A 21,562-nucleotide genomic window follows, 5' to 3' on the forward strand; every position below is an offset into this window, starting at 1 on the left:
TTTTGAATACTAAATTGGGTCGTGAATGCTAAGTTGAGTCTGGATACGCTGACGGAGTGATTTCTTATCAATCTTGCCGACCGGTGTGACAGGCAAGGTGTCGATCATCTCGAAGCGGTCCGGCAGTTTGAATTCGGCAATACCCTGATTGCGAAGATATTTTCTTAACGTGATGGCTTTCAGCGAAGAATCGCTGACCACCAGAAAAGCGCAGCTTTTTTCGCCCATGACCGGATCGGGCATGGACACCAGCGCGGCATGGAGAATGCCGTCATGTTTAAGCAGCAGATTTTCGATCTCTTCGGCAGCGATCTTTTCACCACCGCGGTTAATCTGATCTTTTTCCCGCCCGACCACGCGTAAGTAGCCCTCTTCGGTCATCTGCACCACATCGCCCGAGTGGTAGAAACCGTCACTGTCGAAAGCGCGGGTATTGTGCTCCGGGCTGCGGTAATAACCACGGAAGGTATACGGGCCACGCGTCGCCAATAGCCCCGCCTCGCCTCTCGGCAGCGGATTACCGTCCCTGTCCAACACCTTCACTTCATCGTCCGGGCTCATCGGGTAGCCCTGCGTGGTAAAAATGTGCTCGTCGCTGTCGTCCAGTCGGGTGTAGTTCACCAGTCCTTCGGCCATCCCCAGCACCTGTTGCAACTGACAGCCCAGCACCGCCGGAATACGACGTGCGACGGTTTCACTCAGCTTCGCCCCGCCCACCTGCAAGACCTTCAGGCTACGCAGCGCTTCACCAAACTGTTCTGCCGCTTGGATCCACAGCGCGGCAGCAGGCGGCACCAGCGAAGTTATATCTATCTGATGACGTTCGATCAGCGGGAAGCAGGTCATCGCCCCCGGATCGGACGCCAACACGACCCGTCCACCAGCGTAAAATACGCCCAGTGAACCGGGTGAACTTAACGGGAAGTTATGCGGTGCCGGCAACGCACACAGATAGCGGGTTTGTGGCGTCAGCTCACAGATTTCCACGCTGCGGCGCACGCTGTAGTAGTAATCATCATGGGTACGGGGAATCAGCTTCGGCGTACCGGTACTGCCGCCAGAAAGCTGGAAGAAGGCGACCTGCCCCGACGCGGAAGGCTGATACTTATTGGCCAAAGTACTCGGTTGCAGCCAGTCAGTCAGACTGTGCCCCAACGGGCTGTCGCCAAGCATCACCACTGTTTTCAGGCTAGGGACCTGCGTTTGTAGCCGATCCAAAAACTCACCATTGCCAAACAGCGGATGTTCGGCTGATGCGATCAGCAAGCGCGGTTCGATCTGCGTGGCGTACGACAGCAGCTCCAGCTTGTTATGGCTGAACAGCGCGTTAACTGGCGCGACGCCCATTTTCAGCAACGCAAAAAAGGTCAGGTAAAATTCGGCCACGTTCGGCAACTGCACCAGCGCGGTGTCACCACCGCGCAGACCGCTTTCCGTCAGGCGAGATGCAAGAGCGGAAGATTGCCGATCCAATTCCCGATAGCTCCACTGACGCTCGCCGCACACGACGGCAACGGCATCCGGCTGTGTCGTCAAATGACGTTCCCAGGCATCCGTTAACGGCAGGTCGACCCAGTATCCCTTGTCGCGATAACGCTGTGCCAGTTCCTCTGGCCAGGGCGTAAATTCAATGCTCATAGTCCATCCACACCTGAGTTAAGCCCAAACGCATTCAGCATCGTGTTTAATTTGGCGGCGGTTTCAGCCCATTCATCCTCGGGGACGGATGCCTCAACAATACCCGCGCCAGCAAACAGGCGGACCTTATTGTGTTTGATGGTGCCGCAGCGAATGACTATCACCCATTCGCCATCACCGTTGACATCACACCAGCCGACGATGCCGCTGAATACGCCACGATCGTGCGGTTCCAGTTCGGCGATCAGTTGACGCGCTTCCTGTGTAGGGAAGCCGCACAGTGCGGGGGTCGGATGTAGCTGACAGGCGACCTGAAGTGCTGTCATGTCCGGGTTTGCCAATTCACCGCGGATCGCGGTGGACAGATGCCACATTGAAGCAGTGCTCATCAGCGAAGGAACCGATGGAATGGTTAACGACGCGCACAGCGGCATCAGGCGCTGACGAACGTCGTCCACCACCAGCTTATGCTCGTGTTTGTCTTTGCCTGAATTCAACAAACGCTGGCTGTTCAGATAGTCCAGATGTTCATCGTTCATCCGTCGCGCCGACCCCGCCAGCGGATTAGAGACAATCACGTTCCCCTGCTTACGCAATAGCAGTTCTGGGCTGGCACCCAGTAATACCGAACCATCGGGTAGCGGCAGCGAGAAGTGGTATCCCCCCGCGTTCTGCACCATCAGATTGTTGAGGATCGTTTGCGCCTTAACAGGGCTCGCCAGTTCAATGTCCAGAATACGTGACAGCACTGCCTTGCTCAGTTCACCACGGCGGAAGCGCTCAACGGCCTCTGCCACGATGGACTTGAACTGACATTCGTCCGGGACACTGTTTAGCGTTAACGCTTTTGGTGCCGCAGTCGTGTGCTTACGAGCACGGCTGACGAGTTCAGACTTCGTCGTAACGGTATAACTATCAGGGATATAGAGACAAGATGGTTGCGTGGTATCAAAAGGAATCGCCCCCACAACAATAGGCAGCGACTGCCCTGCCTGACGCGCCCGCTGGAACGCCTGCGAGATGGCAGGGCTGAGCCCGTCATCGTGCGAGCCTGGAGCACAAACAGGGGACGAAATACGTTCAAATAAGCCGGAAGTAGAAAGGCTTCGGTGTTCCGATGCATATAAAAAAGCGGTCTGTTCCGAATAGGTTAGTCCGCTAAATGTTTCAGTTTCTGTAATCAGTGTATCCACAAGACAGCTCCTGCGCTCGCAAATTAAATACCAATGATTATTAAAATCATTATCATTCATATTAAGCGCAGTTAAATTACACTGAAGTAACGTGTTCGGTCAATCCTTCCACACAATGCTTATTCACGCTCATTAATTGCGGGTTATATTGATGTTAATCAATTTTATTGTTCATCTTTCATAACAGTTAATGGTTAGCAATAAGAATGTATTGATTATAAAACCCACATCACAGATGATAATGAAAATAGTTATCATTTATTGTCAATGAAATTAAGCTGCGCTAGACTGCGCAAATATTTTACTAACTGTGTCTAAATGTGAGCCTGTCATGGATGAAAGCATGTACCGCCCGCACACCCGATACGTTGTGCATCTGGCGTTGCTCATCAACATGCTTTCCCTCGGTAGTCTGATGATGGTGATGCCGTTAGGTCCTGACTTCGTCAGCGCCCTGTCCATGGATGCCAAGAACATCGGCTACATTAGCGGCGGCGCAACATTTGCTTCTGCCATCGTCGGCTTCCTCGCTGCGCCTTATCTGGACAGATTTAACCGTAAACATGCCCTGATCGTTCTACTGACGCTGCGCTTCGGCCTGACGGCAGCCTGCATGTTTTCCACCAGCCAAACCGATCTTTTGCTGCTGTTCATTCTGGCGGGTTGTGTTGCCGGGCCGGCATCCGGCGTCTTGATGGCGGCGGTTGTCGATATTGTGCCAGCCAACGAACGTGGAAAGCAGCTGGCCTATGTCGGCATGAGTTTTTCACTCGCGGCCATTGTTATCATGCCGCTGTCGCTGGAGTTAGCTCACCGTATTAACTGGCAAGCACCGTTTTATACGTTCGGCATCGGCGGCCTGCTGTTGGTGTTGTTAGTGCTGTGGCTCTTTCCTTCCATGCCGCCGACGCATCGAGTTCAGCAAGATCTTGCTCCCAGTAAAGCGCCAACCTCTGTACTACATGACCTGCTGGCCTCTCCTCTTTTCGTGCTAGGGCTAACGGTGATTTCGCTACAAATGTTCGGTCATTTCCTGCTGATCCCTCATTTTTCCAACTATTTTCAGTTCAACCTCGCTTTCCCGCGCGATGATATTTCACTGCTCTATTTCTGCGGTGGGCTGGCAAGCATGGTGACCATGCAACTGTGCGGCAATCTGCTGGATCGAGGGTATGCCAGCCGGACGATCGTGGTAACGACGCTGCTGCTGGCCGTTGTCATTCTCTGCGGATTCGTTTTGCCCTTTTCACTTTCCCTGTATCTGGTATTCCCCCTGTTCATGGCACTCAGCGCGGCGCGTTCCAGCAGCACGCTGGCAATTACCGCGGGTATTCCGCTACCGCATCAGCGCGCCGCGTTCATGTCCTATCAGGGAACTGCGGCCAACGTGGCCTCGGGGCTTGCCAGCGTCGCCTCTGCCGCTTATCTGAACACCTCCGCAGAGGGAAGAATTGACGGATTCTCACAGCTCGCCGTCGCTAGCACCATCTTTGCACTGGCAGCCATGCTGCTGACCATGCGCTTGATTCCACAGTTGGCTGAACGTGGCCGGAAAATGGCAGCACGCCAGTCGGCACAGGTGACTGAGCAATAAACTGATCGATTCATGCAACGAATGGGTCGGCAACACGTTACTTACGGGGATGTTTTTTCCACTCTTTGATGGGGTCTTTGACATGCAGCTAAAATCGGAAAGTCGTTTTTCACATCATCATTTTCCACACAGCAAGGTGTATCACGCCCTGCTGGTGACGGGACTACTGGCACTGCCTGCGCTCGCACAGGCAGAAAACGCGGCAGATGAAAAAATCGTCGTGACAGCAACACAGACGAAACACACCACGCTAAGCGCTCCCGCCAGCGTCTCTGTCATCACTCGCGCCGAGCTGGAAAAGATGTCGGTAAATAACGTTTCCGACGCGGTGAAAAAGCTACCGGGCATTAATATCAACCCATCTACCAGCTATGGCCGTAACGAAATCAAGATCCGTGGTATGCGGGCTGACTACACGCTGCTGCTGGTGAACGGTCGTCGTATCAACGCTCAAGAATCACTCGCGACCGATATGGGGAACGATTTCGATCTAAATTCCATTCCTATGTCAGCGATTGAACGTATCGAAGTCATCCGTGGCCCGATGTCTTCGCTGTACGGTGCCGATGCGCTAGGCGGTGTCGTAAACGTGATTCTGCGCCAGCCGGGGGAGAAAGTGGCTGGTGAGATCGGCTATAACTTTGAAGCACCAACCGAAGGCTCTGGCGGTGACCATAATCGCCTGAATGGCTACGTCAGCGGCCCATTGATAGAAAATACGCTGCTGGGTAGTTTAATTGTCGACGGTGGCAAGCGTGATGCTTGGCGAACTGATCAATCAAAGAATCGTAACTCAGATGCCTTGGAAAAGCGTGATAACTACAGTGTGATCGGTAACCTGACGTGGTTAATCGATTCCCAGCAGAGTCTGGATTTTGATGCGACTTATACCAAAGATGACCGCTTTGTTGACTGGAATAACTTTGGCGCAACCGTCCGTAATACACAAAAACTTGATCGCCTCGGCTTAGGCCTAGCGCATAACGGTAGCTGGGATAATTTCGATACGCGACTGCGCTACTACTATGAAAACATCGATTTAATGGATAACTCCGAGCTCAATAAAGGCATAGCCGATATTACTCAGAACAATCAGACGGTTGATGGGCAAATATCTGGTTATCTTGGCGATCACCTACTGACAGGTGGCGGCGAATACCGAATAACGTCGCTGGAACACAGCATGAACATGAAAAATGGCAAAGTGGACGTCAATCAGAGCGCCCTTTTCCTGCAAGACGAGTTCAAAATCGCTGATTTAGCCCTCACCTTTGGCGGCCGTGTCGACCATCATGAGGTCTATGGAACCGAGTTCAGCCCACGTGCTTACGCCACTTATAGTTTGACCGACAACTGGGTGATTAAAGGCGGTGTTAATAAGGCATTTAAAGCCCCTACGCTCGCCCAATTCACCGAAGGTTATTCCAAAGCTGACTGCCGCACAAGATGCCAACGCATAGGTAATCCAGATCTAAAAGCAGAAACCTCCATCAGCTATGAAATCGGCACCGCCTATGAGGCAGAACGCTTCGGCGCAGGCGCTACCTTGTTTAATAATGATATCAAGGACATGATCCAAGCTGAAGCGTGGGACAATAAAGCACCGACAGTTACCTATTTCAACGTCAGCAAGGCTCGTATCCAAGGGCTCGAAACCTCATTCTGGGTCGATGTAACAGAGGATCTCAACTGGACCACTAACTGGACTGTAGTTAATGCCGAAGACCGCACCACCAGGAAACGCCTGAAGCAAACGCCAAAAAATACAGTTAACACTCAACTGAACTGGCAGGCGCTGGATAACCTTTCTACCTACATATCTTACCAGTACACGGGCAACCAATATTTGCGTGATAAAGAAGCAAATAAAACTCGCGGCTTTAATACCGTAGATATCGGTGCCACCTATACACCAGTTAAAAATGTGGATTTAAAACTAGGTGTTACTAACCTGACCAACGAAAAGCGGGACTACGTAGCAACTAACCTAGACTACTTCCTGTCTGGACGTACGGTGTACGGCGGCGTTAGCTACAAGTTCTGATGCCAATGACTCTAGCCCGCTAACGCGGGCTTCAGACCGTTGACAAACCTATTTTCCGAATGAAAACGGGCGTAACGGAATAGAAGAGTAAAGCGTTTGCGCCAAGGATGGCGCAACCCGAGCTTACATGGACGTATTTACAGCGTCTTTACGATCTATCCGTTACTCCCGCCCTACGGGACTTTGTCAGCAACCTCAGCGCTAACGCGGGCTTTTTTAGCAGCAGATAAAGGTGGTGACGTCGTACTCTCTCAGCAGGTACGCGCCTTTAAAACGGCGTCCGGCATAAAACGTCGGTGTCAGATCGGTCAGCAGTTCCAGCTCAAACTCGCGTTTGGTGATATCCAGCGCCACCAGCCTGGCATCCAGAAAATCGAAATAGTGCCGAACCTGCGGGTAAAGTGCCTTGAACAGGCTCTCTTTCGCCGAGAAACTTACCGTCAGCAAACAGCTAAACCCCTCATCTCGTTCCTGAAACCACTGGAACTCTTCATCGCCAATGATGCCGGGCCACAACGATTGCGCACGCTCGTCGGACATAAATCCTTCGATATCAACACCCACGCACGATACTTCATCGCTACGCAGATGTGCGGCGCAGAGTACGCTGTCTTTGTTATGGCTCAGTGAACCAGCAACATTTTCCGGCCACTGCGGTGAACGGTCTTCTCCGCTATGCAGAATAAAATCAGGATGATCCAACTTGTTTAATACACGCTTGGCCAGACAACGGCCAGCCAGAAATTCGGCGCGTCGTTTCGGTACCGCACGCTCTAGCGCGTCGGAAAAAGGAATGTTCGCCTCGGCAAAAAGCGCGTCGTCATAGGCAGACAAATGGAAATGGCAGCGAGCAGTAATACCTGGGTAGGCGGCACCGTCCGTTGCCCGTGGAAAAGTAATCCATTCAACATCATCAATAAAAGCAGAAAGCATGTCACTCCACTCAGGCAAGCATATCGCACCAGCACTCGGTAAACACTGCGGAAGCTCCGCTTAAACCCGAAACGATACAGGGATTTAAACGAACAATGGGCGACTTTCGCCGCCCATCATCTCGCTACCGCAAGAATGCCAGGTTACATCTACAGAGCCAAAAAGAACCCTGCGATGCAGGCGCTCATCAGGTTAGAAAGCGTACCTGCCGCAACCGCTTTCAAACCAAAGCGGGCAATATCCTGACGCCGAGTCGGTGCCATACTGCCCAAACCTCCAATAAGAATAGCAATAGACGAAAGGTTAGCAAAGCCGCACAGCGCGAACGAAATCACAGCTTTGGTATGATCCGACAGAACCTGCAAACCAGCAGCCTGCACCACGTCATCGGCTTTCAGATATTCACTGAAATTCATGTACGCGACGAACTCGTTGACGATCAGTTTTTGCCCAATGAACGAACCCGCAACGGTCGCTTCACTCCAGGGAATACCAATCAGGAATGCAACAGGTGCAAAGCACCAACCCAGAATCATTTCCAGCGACAGCTGCGGATAGTCAAACCAGCCACCAATGCCGCCCAGAATACCGTTCAATACGGCGATCAACGCGATAAACGCCAGCAGCATCGCACCGACATTCAGCGCCAGCTGCATACCAGAAGCTGCACCGCTTGCCGCCGCATCAATGACGTTGGCGGGACGGTCGTCTTCATCAACAAAGCCAACCATCTCATCATGGTCGTGCGTTTTTTCTGTTTCTGGCACCATCAGTTTGGCAAACAGTAACCCGCCCGGTGCAGCCATGAAGGAGGCAGCGATCAGGTATTCCAACGGCACGCCCATCTGGGCATAGCCCGCCATCACGGCACCAGCAATGGATGCCAGACCGCCACACATCACCGCAAACAGCTCTGATTGCGTCATGTTGGCAATATACGGACGAACCACCAGCGGTGCTTCCGTTTGTCCGACAAAGATATTGGCCGTCGCAGAGAGCGATTCAGTACGGGAGGTTCCCAACAGTTTCTGCAATCCACCACCAAGTACCTTGATGACCAATTGCATCACGCCTATGTAATACAGCACGGCGATCAGGGAAGAGAAAAAGACGATGATCGGCAATACGCGGAGTGCAAAAACAAACCCGCCACCACCAAAGACCTCAAACATTTTGTCGGAGACCAGCCCGCCAAACATGAACGACACGCCTTGATTTCCGTAGGCGATAACGTTTGCTACACCGCCCGTCAAACCCTCCAGGATCTTGCGCCCAACTGGCACATACAGCACCAGCGCGCCGATAGCGATCTGAAGAATGAAAGCACCGACTACGGTGCGCAATCTGATAGCTTTACGGTTATTGGACAACATAACCGCGCACAGTATCAAAACAATCATGCCGATGAGACTCATAACGAGTTGCATGTGCAGTTCCCTATAAAACGCGTGAAAAAAGTGAATGCATAATAAAAAATCATTTCGCCAGAACGGTCAGCGCGCGCTGGCGAACCAATCCTATACTCTAAATAATTCACATTTTAGGCAGGCGGCAAGCAAAGGAATCCCGATGAGCTTACACAAGTAAGTGATTCGGGTTACTTGGCGTAGCCAACGTACATGCAACGTGAAGTATGACGAGAGTATAAGGACAGGCCCGTGAAGGTCGCTAATTTATGTCACAAATACATACAACATCGAACAGTCCAAAACATCAAAAAGTGATCTTCATCACAATTTCATGGTTGGTATATGAAATCGAAATGGCTGTTCTGTCTGTTGTTGCACAGAAATAAGAGAAAAGCAGAAGCCGTATCGCCTTCCGCGTTGAGGAACGGTAGTCGCGCCACAGCAGCCGCGTTACACCGGAGTCAGTCGCCCAAACAGCCTAAACGAATTCTGCAAGAGCGCCTCGGCAATGTCTTCAGGCGGCTCCGTTCGCAGCTCACACAGCGTTTGAAACGCACACGAAATACGCTCAGGCCGGTTTGGCTGCCCCTGATAGCCACTCATCGGCATATCGGGCGCGTCGGTTTCCAGCAGCAGCCGATCTAGCGGCAGTTGCGCGATCGCCTGACGGGTTTTATTCGCTCGGCCATAGGTAATCGTTCCTCCTACGCCGATGTAATAACCCAGTCGGATAAAAGCCTGCGCCTGTGCCAGACTACCGGCAAAACCGTGAACCACACCAGTGCGTGGTACTTCAATACGTCGGAGTAATTGTGCCAGCCTGTCGTGGCTGCGTCGCGAATGTAGGATCACGGGAAGATCGTATTTTTTTGCCAGCCGAAGCTGAGCCTCAAGGAAAGTAAGCTGCCGCTCGAACTGCGGCTCCGGCATATAGAGATCCAACCCAATCTCACCCACCGCCACCAGTCTTGCAGGCCATTGGCGCAGTTCTTCTTCCAGACGAAGCAGGTCGCTCTCCTGATGTTCGGCGATATAAAGCGGATGAAGGCCAAGTGCGGCATAAAGCGGGGAGTAGGTGCGAGCGAGCGTCAACACGCGCTCAAAATGTTGGGAGGCGACGGCAGGAATAATGATGCGTTCAACGCCAGCATCTTGCGCCAGACGCAAGCTTTCCGGTGCATCATCATAGAAGAGGGGAAAGTCGAAATGACAGTGGGTATCGATAAAACGGTATCGTTCAGAAGGCACGTCACTTTTCTCCGCTAAGATTAACCCCGTCAAGATGAGGCAACCTAATCTACGCACAAGTAATATCCTGCCAACACATCATGGCAGAATCGGACTTGCCGTTGCAGTGAAGCCTCAGTGTAACGTGGTTTTCTCTGAGGATACCTCTTCGTGGGCTTTTCCGTAACCCTCTTGCAAGACGCCAGACAAGTAATCATTACTCCCTTCCAGCCAGGCGCAGTCGCTGTCAAACCAATCGGCCCACAGCGCCAGAAAGTTCCCTTTCCACTGTTTCCATTTGCCAACAACGATATCGCTATTCATCATAAACCTCCTGATAAACTGTCGAAATGCAGCAAATACGTGAACAGTGTGCCGGTAAAATGTGACAGCCGCATGGCGCGGCTGTGTGCTCTGTATGACATTATTTAGAGTATATAATGCGCTGTGCTGTGCTACGGCCGTTTCCGACCTGTGAACAAGCTAACCAGAAACAGAATAATACCGACTACAAAGACGATCTTCGCCGCGCCAGCTGCCGTACCGGCCAATCCGCCGAAACCCAGTGCTGCCGCGATCAGTGCGATAACTAAGAATATAATGCCCCAACGAAACATACGCTCTCCTTACCAGACAAAATGAAAAATCATGGTGGTCATCCTGACGCGCTTCGTGCGTCCTGACTGCGTATCCACAGGTCGTGTTTTATTATGCGGATTAGGTCGGGTTATCCGCCATTACGGATAACCCTGTACAACATGGCGATGGTTATTTCACTGCCAGGTCGTTCTTGACGCTTTTCACGCCATCAACGGCCTTCGCAATACTTTCAGTACGGTCGGACTGCGCTTTGTTATCCACTTCACCGCTCAGTAACACTACGCCTTCGTGAGTCTCGACTTTCACCTTACGGGACGGAACAATGTCATCCGCAAGCAATTTGGCCTTAATCGTGCTGGTAATCACGGCATCATCGGCATACGCACCAACGGATTGTGATGGATTATCTTTAACCTGCAATTTATCGCTTACAGATTGGACGCCCTCAACCTGCGTGGTAATTTCCACTGCGCGGGTGCTGAGTGCCTGACTGCTGACAAAGCCGCTCAGTGTAACGACACCTTTTGATGTTTCGACTGAAATGTCGCTGCTGGTAATCGATTTATCTTCCAGCAACGCGCTTTTCACTTTTGCCGTGACAGCGCTGTCACTCATGTAGCCAGACGCTTTATTGGCGGAGCTATCGATTTTTGCACCAGTTGTGTCCGCGATACGTTCTACCTTCTGCCCTAACGTTTCTTCAGCCATGGCACCGCCAGCCAGAATCGAACCCAGAGCAATTACGATCAGCGATTGTGTCAATTTGGTCTTTTTCATCGATGTCTTCCTTCTTATGCTTTTCTGTCAGCCCGACACAGTCTGTGTGTGAGCCACGTTAACGCCTGCACAGTCATCAGCAAATCAAGGTGATAATGACGTTACCAACACTCCGATAATTCTCTCTTCTTGCATAAAAAATCAGAGCATTAAATTGCAAAGGCGAAACAAATCAAAACAATGAACCAACTTAAATTACGTTAACAGTTGAACAAGCCAAGTCCGTTAACACGCTGTTAACTATAGCCTACAGAATGGAAAATCACAGGGGAAGGAAGGAGCATGTGCCGCAATTCAGATTTGTCTGTTGCGCCAAGACGAGAAAGCATGCAGTGAAAAATACAAAATTAACACATTGATTTTTAAATCATTTAAAAATAAAAGCACCCGGCATTTTTGGCCTAAAACCAAATATAACCGGGTGATGATTATTTTAACAATGTGGTTACTATTTGAACGCCACAGTCACGATTTTTTCGTGAAACCGTGGCGCTATCGAACTAATTCATGCCGTTATAAGAAATTAATGTCGTTATAAAATTAATGTTCGCGCGTTTGATGGAACGTCACTTCAGGGTAGCGTTCCCGCGTCAGGTTCAGGTTCACCATCGTCGGTGCGATATAAGCCAGATTATCCCCGCCATCCAGCGCCAGATGCTGTTCGTTCTTACGCTTAAACTCTTCAAACTTCTTCGCATCGCTGCACTCAACCCAGCGCGCGGTAGAAACGTTAACCGACTCGTAAATCGCTTCAACGTTGTATTCCGTTTTCAGACGGGCGACCACCACATCGAACTGCAGCACGCCGACAGCACCAACGATAAGGTCGTTGTTGGTCAATGGCCGGAATACCTGTACTGCGCCTTCTTCAGACAGCTGTACCAACCCTTTCAGCAGCTGTTTCTGCTTAAGCGGATCGCGCAGGCGGATGCGACGGAACAATTCTGGCGCAAAGTTAGGAATACCGGTGAATTTCATATCTTCACCCTGGGTAAACGTATCGCCAATCTGGATCGTGCCGTGGTTGTGTAGCCCGATGATATCGCCCGGGTAGGCTTCTTCAATGTGGGAACGATCGCCCGCCATGAAGGTCAGCGCGTCGGAGATCACCACGTCTTTGCCCGTACGAACCTGACGCAGCTTCATGCTCTTTTCATATCTACCGGACACGACGCGCATAAATGCCACGCGGTCACGGTGTTTCGGGTCCATATTGGCCTGAATCTTGAACACAAAACCAGTGAACTTATCTTCCGCTGCCGTAACTTCGCGGGTATCCGTTTTACGCGGCATCGGCGTCGGTGCCCAAGCGATCAACCCGTCCAGCATGTGATCGACGCCAAAGTTACCCAACGCGGTACCAAAGAAGACTGGCGTCAGTTCACCAGCAAGAAACGCTTCCAGCTCAAATTCGTGCGAGGCCCCTTTAACCAGTTCCAGCTCTTCACGCAGTTGCGCAGCCAGTTCTTCGCCAACGGCGGTATCCAGCTCAGGGTTATCCAGCCCTTTAACGATGCGCACTTCCTGAATCGTGTGACCTTTACCGGTTTGGTACAGATAGGTTTCGTCTTTATAAAGGTGGTACACGCCTTTGAACAGCTTGCCGCAGCCAATCGGCCAGGTGATCGGCGCGCAGGCAATTTTCAGCTCACTCTCAACTTCATCCAGCACTTCCATCGGATCGCGGATGTCACGGTCGAGTTTGTTCATGAACGTCAGAATCGGCGTATCACGCAGACGAGTGACTTCCATCAGTTTACGCGTACGATCTTCGACCCCTTTTGCGGCATCGATCACCATCAAACAGCAGTCCACCGCCGTCAACGTACGATAGGTATCTTCGGAGAAGTCTTCGTGCCCTGGGGTATCCAGCAGGTTAATCAGACATTCACGATAGGGAAACTGCATCACGGACGTGGTAATTGAGATACCACGCTGCTTTTCCATCTCCATCCAGTCGGATTTCGCATGCTGGTTGGAACCACGCCCTTTTACCGTACCGGCAGTCTGGATCGCCTGTCCGAATAGCAGAACCTTTTCGGTAATCGTGGTTTTACCGGCATCGGGGTGAGAAATGATAGCGAACGTTCTTCTTTTAGAGACTTCGCGGGCGTATTCACTTGGAGACATGATTTTCAGGTTTCTTTTGTTAGCCACCCGGCGTCAGCATCAAGTCAACAACACACCGATGTCAGATCGTCAGGCAAAGCGGAAATAAACTGTAGCCGAGCATTTTCCCTGATTTAACGTGCAGACACAATCGGTGATGGTATAAACAGCGCGGAAGCATCATGTCTTGAGTCGCCATTCTGGTACCGCGATCAACAATTGCGCCATAAATCATTTATAAAGTTATCATTTATCTTTGCCGATAATGTTTGGGTCAATATTTAACCATTTGATCGCACTTAAGGAGAGAGTATGAGCTTGTCTGTAAATAATACGGGTTATAGCAATTCTCAGGCCCAAAGCACCGCGACATCATCAGCTACAGCACAGTCAGCGACAGAAAAATCGACAACGGCAGAGTCCACCACAACAAGCAGTGACAGCATAAAAATCGTCGATCCTATTACCGGAAAAACCGTCACCTTCCCCACCAATATAAAGATTTCAGCGGAAGCAATGGCGCGCTTGAAAGAAAATATGGCCAATCCCACGCATCCTGACCTGAGTGAAATCGATCAAGACACACTGAGAGAGGAGATGCTTAAAAATCGTGATCTGATAATACAAAGCCATTCCAGCAATGCCCCCAATCTGGATATCAAGCTGTCTGTTGATTACATCAGCACGAACGAAATGGCCCTTGAACTGTGGTCAAATAACCTCAAAGCTGACAGCGGCATCAGTAAAGATGATTTTGTCGATCTGGTTCATCAAGCGCTGTCTAAACCATCCGACGTGACAACGTGGAGCTATACCACCGATAGTATCGAAATCACGCTAAAAGCCGCAAAGTTGGAAGAATTGAAAAACCGCTATGTGGATAGCGGCGCTCATCAGAAGGCCGATAAGGATATTCAGGACTTCATCACGTTCCAGTCTGACGCGCTGAGTAATCTGGAAAAAAACATTCTGCAAGATGAGTATCAGCGCAGCGTCGACGCGGGAGACACCGATAAGACGAATTCTACTTTTCTGGAATTGCAAAGAAATGCGGAAGGTACATCAGCCACGCAGGTTCAGCGCCAGCAAATTTTTTCTCTGGCAGCCTCAACGCGTGCGGATTCCTTGTTTGACAGCTTTCGCAGCTATATCTCGGCAACCACGGCTGACCGCTATACCAAGAGCGATCATATCTCGGTAGTCAGCAAATTTCAGACCCACTGGCTTCAGTTCCAGCAACAGTTGAAATAGCCGCGTCGCCCTCCGTACAAACAGGGCGTTTGTACGGGGTGGCCGTCAGCGTGTCAGAGGCTTTTCTCTTCCCCGTCTTTTTTCACGATTACACTGCCATCCGGCTGCGTGTCGCTCTCCGCCTCATCGTCTTCTTTCACTGGCGTACTTGCAGTAAGAAGATAAGGTGACTGCTGCCAGCGGGTACGGCGATTCTGCAACAGCGTGCGAGTTAGAATGATGCCGATAGCCAGTGAAAGTAAAATCATCAGACGCAGAATATTGGTGGTGTTATCTACCTGTCTGGCTTCGGTCGCCAGAACATGCGTATCCAACGTAATGCGCAGGAACCCAATAGGCCCCTCTTTTCCCTCAATCGGCTGCACCAGTTGATGGTTAAAGTAGCTACCAACCCGATTACCGTCCAGCGCCAGTCGGTCTCGCAGTTGCACCTGTTCACCGATATGCGCCACCAGCGAACCGTCCTGTTGGTACACGCCAGCATCTAGAATACGGCTATGATCGGTAAGCTGTTTGAGGATGGTAGTAATCTTTTGGCCGTTATCATCCACGTTGCCCATCAGCGGGGAAAGACTATACGCCACCTGTCTGGACAGCGTGCGCGCTAGATCTTCAACCTGCTCAGAACGCGCCATCTGGTGGCTCAAACTGAAATAGGACGCACCTTGCATTAATACCACCAGCAGAGCGAGGCAAATCAACGCAATTGCCGTGCGGTGTAGACGAAATTTCAACCGGGCGCGAACCATGATAATCCTTACACGATTTGGATACTTTCATGTTGCCAGAAGCGCCGACGATAGGATAGCTTGTTGCCCAGTTTTTGAAGGGATATGTTTGGCCAACGCCCCATCCCTTTTTATCGCACGACTTTATCGCGCTACTGCCAGCAGAGGATTTACCCCATGTCGAATAGTCTGACCTATCGTGATCTCCCGAATGAGATCAACTGTTGGCCGGGACTGCCATTATCACTGAGCGGTGACGAAGTGATGCCGCTTGACTACCGCGCTGGCGATACCGGCTGGCTGATTTATAGCGATGTCCTCGATAAAAATCTGATTTCTCGTTACCAGCGCAAGCTGGGAAGCGCCATGGTTATCGTGAGCGCCTGGAACGTGGGCGATTATCAGGTTATCCGTTTAGCGGGCACACTGACGCCGCGTGCAACCAAACTGGCTCACGAACTGGGTATCGATGTCGCGGCCATGAGCAACGCACCAACGCTGCGTTCGCCGGGTTTACTGGTCATGGACATGGATTCTACTGCGATTCAGATCGAATGCATTGATGAAATCGCCAAGCTGGCGGGCACTGGCGAAATGGTGGCCGAAGTCACCGAACGCGCAATGCGCGGTGAGCTGGACTTCGCCGCCAGCCTGCGTCAGCGAGTTGGGACATTAAAAGGTGCCGACGCCACTATTTTACAGACGGTACGCAAAACACTGCCGCTGATGCCGGGCCTGAATAATATGGTTAGCCAGCTTCAGGAAGCGGGTTGGCACGTTGCCATTGCTTCAGGCGGGTTTACCTACTTTGCTGATTATTTGCGTGACGAATTAGGCCTGGTCGCCGCTGTTGCCAATGAATTAGGTATGAAAGATGGCAAGCTGACCGGTGAAGTCATCGGCACGATTGTCGATGCAAAATATAAAGCCACTACGCTGCAACAGTTAGCGGAAAAGCTGGAAATTCCAATGCATCAAACCGTTGCTATCGGCGACGGCGCAAACGATCTACCGATGATCAAGACAGCCAGCTTAGGGATTGCCTATCACGCTAAACCCAAGGTTAATGAGCAATCTGCGGTAACCATCCGTCATGCCGATCTGACCGGCGTGCTCTGTATCCTCAGCGGCAGCATGAGACACGAAAAGCGTTAATCAGTAGGAGGTGATACGTGGCAAAAGCCATCAAACGAGCGTTTGTATGTAATGAATGCGGGGCCGACTATCCGCGCTGGCAAGGGCAGTGCAGCGCCTGCCACGCCTGGAACACCATTACCGAAGTTCGCCTGGCATCAGCGTCCGTATCACGTTCCGACCGTCTCACCGGCTATGCGGGCGAAAGTGCGGGCGTCAGCCGGGTGCAAAAACTCTCAGAAATTAGCCTTGAAGCCCTGCCTCGCTTTTCCACTGGCTTTCTGGAGTTTGACCGCGTTCTGGGCGGCGGCGTCGTTCCGGGCAGCGCCATTCTAATCGGCGGTAGCCCCGGCGCGGGTAAGAGTACGCTGCTGCTGCAAACGCTCTGCAAGCTGTCAGAACAGATGAAAACCCTGTACGTCACTGGGGAAGAATCATTGCAGCAGGTGGCAATGCGGGCACACAGACTCAATCTGCCAACGCAGAATCTCAACATGCTGTCGGAAACCAGCATCGAACAGATTTGCCTGATTGCCGAGCAAGAACAGCCGAAGTTGATGGTCATCGACTCCATTCAGGTCATGCATCTCGCCGATATTCAATCTTCTCCCGGCAGCGTGGCGCAAGTGCGTGAAACCGCAGCTTACTTGACGCGCTTCGCTAAAACGCGCGGCGTCGCCATCGTGATGGTCGGCCACGTCACCAAAGACGGTTCGCTCGCCGGGCCGAAAGTCTTGGAACACTGCATTGACTGCTCCGTGCTGCTGGACGGCGATGCCGATTCGCGCTTCCGCACGCTGCGCAGCCATAAAAACCGTTTCGGCGCCGTTAACGAGCTAGGCGTGTTCGCCATGACGGAGCAAGGACTGCGTGAGATCAGCAATCCGTCAGCTATTTTCCTCAGTCGTGGGGACGAAGTGACGTCTGGCAGTTCAGTCATGGTGGTGTGGGAAGGTACGCGTCCACTGCTGGTCGAGATTCAGGCTTTGGTTGATCAATCGATGATGGCTAATCCGCGTCGCGTTGCGGTTGGGCTGGAGCAAAACCGATTGGCGATCCTGCTAGCGGTACTGCATCGCCACGGCGGCTTGCAAATGTCGGATCAGGATGTGTTCGTGAATGTCGTTGGCGGCGTCAAAGTCACCGAAACCAGCGCCGACCTGGCGCTGCTGCTATCGCTGGTTTCCAGCTTCCGCGATCGCCCGCTGCCGCAGGATCTGGTCATCTTCGGTGAAGTCGGTCTGGCCGGCGAAATTCGTCCGGTTCCCAGCGGCCAAGAGCGGATTACCGAAGCTGCCAAGCACGGTTTCACCCGCGCCATCGTTCCTCATGCCAATATGCCGAAGAAAGCCCCAGCCAGTATGCAGGTGTTCGGCGTGAAAAAGCTGGCCGACGCGCTGGCGATCCTCGACGATCTCTAAACGAACCGCAGAAAGGCATTCGCGACTCTTCCCCTGTTCACCTTAAGCTAAAACAGGGGCGTGAAAGAGTTGCGGAGGTTGCCTTATCTTGTGGTATTTTGTTTAGTAAGCTAAACAAGAGTGTTGCACCATGTCATCATTTGATTACCTGAAATCCGCTATCCGCCAGAAGGGTTGCACCCTACAGCAGGTTGCCGACGCAACCGATATGACCAAAGGCTATCTCAGTCAATTACTTAATGCCAAAATAAAAAGCCCTAGCGCACAGAAGCTGGAAGCACTGCATCGGTTTCTTGAGCTGGAATTCCCTCGCTACGAAAAGAATATTGGCATCGTCTTCGGCAAGTTCTATCCGCTACACACCGGCCACATTTATCTGATTCAACGCGCCTGCAGCCAGGTCGATGAACTGCATGTGATTTTAGGTTACGACGAACCGCGCGACCGCCTGCTGTTTGAGAGCAGTTCGATGTCACAACAGCCCACCGTCAGCGATCGTCTACGCTGGCTGCTGCAGACCTTTAAATATCAGAAAAATATTCATATTCATGCCTTTAATGAGCAAGGAATGGAGCCCTACCCACACGGCTGGGATGTGTGGAGTAAAGGGATTCAGGCATTCATGCAGGAAAAAAGCATCACGCCCAATTTCGTCTACACCAGCGAAGAGCAGGATGCTCCACAGTACCGCGAGCATCTGGGGATTGAGGCCGTTTTGATCGACCCGCAGCGTTCCTTTATGAACATCAGCGGCTCGCAGATCCGCCACGATCCTTTCCGCTATTGGGACTATATCCCAACCGAAGTGAAGCCGTTCTTTGTGCGTACTGTTGCCATTCTTGGCGGGGAATCCAGTGGTAAATCTACGCTGGTGAACAAGCTGGCTAATATCTTCAACACCACCAGCGCCTGGGAATATGGTCGCGATTATGTCTTCTCCCATCTGGGTGGCGACGAGATGGCGTTGCAGTATTCCGACTACGACAAGATTGCACTGGGTCAGGCACAGTACATTGATTTTGCGGTCAAATACGCCAACAAAGTGGCCTTTATCGACACCGACTTTGTCACCACGCAGGCGTTCTGCAAGAAATACGAAGGCCGTGAACACCCGTTCGTTCAGGCGCTGGTCGACGAATACCGCTTCGATCTGGTGATTTTGCTGGAGAACAACACGCCGTGGGTAGCCGATGGGCTACGCAGTTTAGGCAGCTCAACCGCCCGTTCGGAGTTCCAGAACCTGCTGAAAACGATGCTGGCTAAAAATAATATCCCGTACGTTTACATCAAAGAGTCGGACTACGATTCGCGGTTCCTGCATTGTGTGGAATTGGTACAGCAGATGTTGGGCCACGATCGGTCGCCCGAACAGATAAAAAACTAGCGCGAGTTCCACTGCCAATGGTGGGAAGGGGTAATAATTTCCGGCAGCGGAATGTCCCAACTTTCCACCGGCAGTGCATCGACCAGTTGACAATCGTGGGCCAGCCCAATCGGGTAAGGTCCGCGAGACATCTGGTTGCGATACTGCAACGTACGATCGTAAAAACCGCCGCCCATGCCCAAACGCTGCCCCTGATGATCAAACGCCACCAGCGGCGTCAGCAGAATATCCAACTGCGGTAACGGCAACACCTGCCGCACGTCCAGACTCGGCTCCATAATCTTCAGACGATTGCGCACCAGCTTGGTGTCCGGCGCATAGCGTAGGAACAGCAGATACCCAACGCGAAATGGATGCAGAACCGGCAAGTAAACACGCTTCCCCTGCTCCCACAGCTGTTGAATCAACGGGTGCGTATCCAACTCGCCATCAAACGACAGAAATACTGCGACGCTATCTGCTTGTATGATCTTCGGGTGTGCTATGACGCGCTCACACGCCTGTTGGGCAAATAATCTCTGCTGTTCCGGCGTCAGTAAACGCCGCTGCTGACGCACAGCCTGACGAATCTGCTGACGTGATGCTGCCGTAGAGGAAGGTGAAGTCTTGGGAATAATTGACGTGCCAGAAGATGACATGGGCTGTGTTCGCCACGGGTCAAGAGTGATAAAAGAAAGGGAATCTCCGAGATGCCGCCGCAGGCTGTAACCCTTGAACCCTTGGTTCAAGGTGAACATAACGTCGCAGTCTTAAGGCTTCTCGGACGAACCGAGCTTGCTCACCAACCGCAGAGCATTACATTCTGTTTGGTATGAAATATCGGCTCAGGGGACTGGCCCGCTGACAAACATCTCAGAGAAATTTTATTCGTTACTCGCGATAAACCTTAGCACGTCTTATCGCGTAAAAACACCGTACTTTTGTCAAAATACGACGTTATTCAAATTGTGCACCCTGACGGTCCGTGATCTTGCCCTGTTCCAGCAACGCTTGCTCGATGGTCTGCTGCAACATACGAATACGTTGTTCCATATTCGATGCATAATCACGCGTCTTACCCCGCTCCTGCGCCAGTTCATGGCACACATTCAGCGCGGCAATAAACACCAGTTGCTCAGTGTTTGTGACTCTAGTGCGAACTTTAAGATCTTGCAACCGCTGGTTAAGATCTTCCGCTGCCTGATTCAACGCTTCCTGTTGTTCTGGCGGACAATTCACTCTTAACGAACGGCCAAAAATTTGAATATCTACTGGTTGTGCAGACATACCACCTTCCTGCCTTTTTTCGTTCTTGCGCCCGCGTGTCGCATAGCATGAGCATTACCCGTTACATCGGGTTCGTTAAAGCGGGCGCCACTATATATAGCCGAGATCTAAGATACAAGCCCTTTCTGGAATCCAAAGGGAGCTTGGTGGTAGCATAGCATGAACCAATCCAGCCAACGATGACGAATCCGCATGTCTATAGAGAATACGTTTCCTGCCTATGAAGGCCTTAACCAACTGCTTCACCAACAGCAAGTCGCGCTGACCGCAGCAGAAATGCACGGCTTGATCAGCGGAATGCTGTGTGGTGGAAACCATGACGACAGTTGGAGAACGCTGGTTTTTGAACTGACCAATGAAGGTATGGCGTTTACTCAAACACTGTCGCAACCGCTTCAGGACCTGTATCAAGCCACGCGTGAAGCGCTGGAAGATGATGGCTTCCTGTTTCAGCTTTTCCTGCCAGATGATTCACTGGACGAGGTGAGCGTTTTCGATCGCGCCGATGCGCTGGCAGGTTGGGTCAACCACTTCCTACTGGGCCTGGGCGTCATTCAGCCGAAGTTGAACAAAGTTAAAGGCGAGCTGAAAGAAGCCATCGAAGATTTACGCAACATCGCACAGCTTGGCTACGACGAAGATGAAGATCAGGAAGAGCTGGAGCAATCACTGGAAGAAGTGATTGAGTATGTTCGCGTTTCTGCCATTTTGTGCCATACCGAATTTACCAGCCAACACGTTGTGACGGCACCCGAACAGCAAAAACCAACGCTGCATTGATTTTTTATGCAGGGCGGTCTTATGAAAAACGCTATGTTATTGAAGGCGTGCCTTATTTAGGGCTGAAGGGAAAG

General features: G+C 51.6%; 19 protein-coding genes and 1 other RNA gene. 7 read left to right on the forward strand and 13 right to left on the reverse strand.

What is annotated here, in order from left to right; genetic code table 11:
* Positions 1 to 9 precede the first annotated feature (9 nt).
* Together A0G03_RS04365 and A0G03_RS04370 are read right to left on the reverse strand one after the other, a co-directional pair.
* Complete coding sequence (locus A0G03_RS04365) at positions 10 to 1,638, reverse strand: (2,3-dihydroxybenzoyl)adenylate synthase (protein ID WP_048258518.1); 1,629 nt, start codon at positions 1,636 to 1,638, stop codon at positions 10 to 12.
* Positions 1,635 to 2,831: an isochorismate synthase gene (locus A0G03_RS04370; protein WP_048258517.1), complete on the reverse strand. Its 1,197-nt coding sequence runs from the start codon at positions 2,829 to 2,831 to the stop codon at positions 1,635 to 1,637. Before A0G03_RS04370 ends, A0G03_RS04365 begins: the two co-directional genes overlap by 4 nt.
* Before the next feature lie 331 nt (positions 2,832 to 3,162).
* On the opposite strand from A0G03_RS04370, the gene A0G03_RS04375 reads away from it, so the two are divergent.
* Together A0G03_RS04375 and A0G03_RS04380 are read left to right on the forward strand one after the other, a co-directional pair.
* On the forward strand, positions 3,163 to 4,425 hold the full coding sequence (locus tag A0G03_RS04375; RefSeq protein WP_241771471.1) for an MFS transporter: 1,263 nt from the start codon (positions 3,163 to 3,165) through the stop codon (positions 4,423 to 4,425).
* 82 nt (positions 4,426 to 4,507) lie between these two features.
* A complete protein-coding gene (locus A0G03_RS04380) occupies positions 4,508 to 6,469 on the forward strand; it encodes a TonB-dependent receptor domain-containing protein (protein WP_048258516.1) in 1,962 nt (653 codons plus the stop codon).
* A gap of 216 nt (positions 6,470 to 6,685) precedes the next feature.
* On the opposite strand, the gene A0G03_RS04385 is transcribed toward A0G03_RS04380, so the two are convergent.
* The 7 genes from A0G03_RS04385 to prfC all read right to left on the reverse strand — a co-directional run bounded on the left by A0G03_RS04385 (position 6,686) and on the right by prfC (position 13,545).
* A complete protein-coding gene (locus A0G03_RS04385; RefSeq protein WP_048258515.1) occupies positions 6,686 to 7,402 on the reverse strand; it encodes a 4'-phosphopantetheinyl transferase family protein in 717 nt (238 codons plus the stop codon).
* Positions 7,403 to 7,551: 149 nt separating this feature from the next.
* On the reverse strand, positions 7,552 to 8,829 hold the full coding sequence (locus A0G03_RS04390; RefSeq protein ID WP_048258513.1) for a NupC/NupG family nucleoside CNT transporter: 1,278 nt from the start codon (positions 8,827 to 8,829) through the stop codon (positions 7,552 to 7,554).
* Positions 8,830 to 9,261: 432 nt separating this feature from the next.
* Positions 9,262 to 10,059, reverse strand: coding sequence for a TatD family hydrolase (locus A0G03_RS04395; RefSeq protein ID WP_048258512.1), 798 nt, complete (start codon positions 10,057 to 10,059; stop codon positions 9,262 to 9,264).
* Positions 10,060 to 10,173: 114 nt separating this feature from the next.
* Complete coding sequence (locus A0G03_RS04400) at positions 10,174 to 10,362, reverse strand: CsbD family protein (protein ID WP_010284712.1); 189 nt, start codon at positions 10,360 to 10,362, stop codon at positions 10,174 to 10,176.
* 131 nt (positions 10,363 to 10,493) lie between these two features.
* A complete protein-coding gene (locus A0G03_RS04405; protein WP_003019081.1) occupies positions 10,494 to 10,655 on the reverse strand; it encodes a DUF1328 domain-containing protein in 162 nt (53 codons plus the stop codon).
* A gap of 151 nt (positions 10,656 to 10,806) precedes the next feature.
* Positions 10,807 to 11,415 carry a molecular chaperone OsmY gene (gene osmY, locus A0G03_RS04410; protein ID WP_048258511.1) on the reverse strand — a complete coding sequence of 203 codons (609 nt, stop codon included), beginning with the start codon at positions 11,413 to 11,415 and terminating at the stop codon, positions 10,807 to 10,809.
* A 540-nt stretch (positions 11,416 to 11,955) separates the two neighbouring features.
* Entirely contained in the window at positions 11,956 to 13,545 is a 1,590-nt protein-coding gene (gene prfC / locus A0G03_RS04420) for a peptide chain release factor 3 (protein ID WP_048258510.1), read from the reverse strand.
* Between the two features lie 291 nt (positions 13,546 to 13,836).
* Between prfC and A0G03_RS04425 the strand changes: the two genes are divergently transcribed.
* A complete protein-coding gene (locus A0G03_RS04425; protein ID WP_048258509.1) occupies positions 13,837 to 14,775 on the forward strand; it encodes a hypothetical protein in 939 nt (312 codons plus the stop codon).
* 53 nt (positions 14,776 to 14,828) lie between these two features.
* Here A0G03_RS04425 and A0G03_RS04430 read toward each other — a convergent pair whose 3' ends face one another.
* A complete protein-coding gene (locus A0G03_RS04430) occupies positions 14,829 to 15,524 on the reverse strand; it encodes a YtjB family periplasmic protein (protein ID WP_048258508.1) in 696 nt (231 codons plus the stop codon).
* Between the two features lie 156 nt (positions 15,525 to 15,680).
* Here A0G03_RS04430 and serB point away from each other — a divergent pair, with 156 nt between their 5' ends.
* The 3 genes from serB (at position 15,681) to nadR (ending at position 19,442) form a co-directional block, all read left to right on the forward strand.
* On the forward strand, positions 15,681 to 16,658 hold the full coding sequence (serB, locus tag A0G03_RS04435; RefSeq protein WP_048258507.1) for a phosphoserine phosphatase: 978 nt from the start codon (positions 15,681 to 15,683) through the stop codon (positions 16,656 to 16,658).
* A 17-nt stretch (positions 16,659 to 16,675) separates the two neighbouring features.
* Positions 16,676 to 18,058 carry a DNA repair protein RadA gene (radA, locus tag A0G03_RS04440; RefSeq protein ID WP_048258506.1) on the forward strand — a complete coding sequence of 461 codons (1,383 nt, stop codon included), beginning with the start codon at positions 16,676 to 16,678 and terminating at the stop codon, positions 18,056 to 18,058.
* 130 nt (positions 18,059 to 18,188) lie between these two features.
* Positions 18,189 to 19,442, forward strand: a complete 1,254-nt coding sequence (gene nadR, locus A0G03_RS04445; RefSeq protein WP_048258505.1) for a multifunctional transcriptional regulator/nicotinamide-nucleotide adenylyltransferase/ribosylnicotinamide kinase NadR — start codon at positions 18,189 to 18,191, stop codon at positions 19,440 to 19,442.
* Here the strand turns inward: nadR and A0G03_RS04450 are convergent.
* The 3 genes from A0G03_RS04450 to zapA all read right to left on the reverse strand — a co-directional run bounded on the left by A0G03_RS04450 (position 19,439) and on the right by zapA (position 20,708).
* A complete protein-coding gene (locus A0G03_RS04450; protein ID WP_048258504.1) occupies positions 19,439 to 20,080 on the reverse strand; it encodes a 5-formyltetrahydrofolate cyclo-ligase in 642 nt (213 codons plus the stop codon). The two genes, nadR and A0G03_RS04450, sit on opposite strands and share 4 nt — an antisense overlap.
* Before the next feature lie 39 nt (positions 20,081 to 20,119).
* A non-coding RNA gene (ssrS, locus tag A0G03_RS04455) (6S RNA) lies at positions 20,120 to 20,304 on the reverse strand.
* Positions 20,305 to 20,378: 74 nt separating this feature from the next.
* Positions 20,379 to 20,708 carry a cell division protein ZapA gene (zapA, locus tag A0G03_RS04460; protein WP_048258503.1) on the reverse strand — a complete coding sequence of 110 codons (330 nt, stop codon included), beginning with the start codon at positions 20,706 to 20,708 and terminating at the stop codon, positions 20,379 to 20,381.
* Between the two features lie 192 nt (positions 20,709 to 20,900).
* Here zapA and A0G03_RS04465 point away from each other — a divergent pair, with 192 nt between their 5' ends.
* Positions 20,901 to 21,488 (forward strand): YecA/YgfB family protein, encoded by a 588-nt coding sequence (locus tag A0G03_RS04465; protein ID WP_048258502.1) that lies wholly within the window; start codon positions 20,901 to 20,903, stop codon positions 21,486 to 21,488.
* Positions 21,489 to 21,562 lie beyond the last annotated feature (74 nt).

Source organism: Pectobacterium peruviense (assembly GCF_002847345.1).
Lineage (GTDB): Bacteria > Pseudomonadota > Gammaproteobacteria > Enterobacterales > Enterobacteriaceae > Pectobacterium > Pectobacterium peruviense.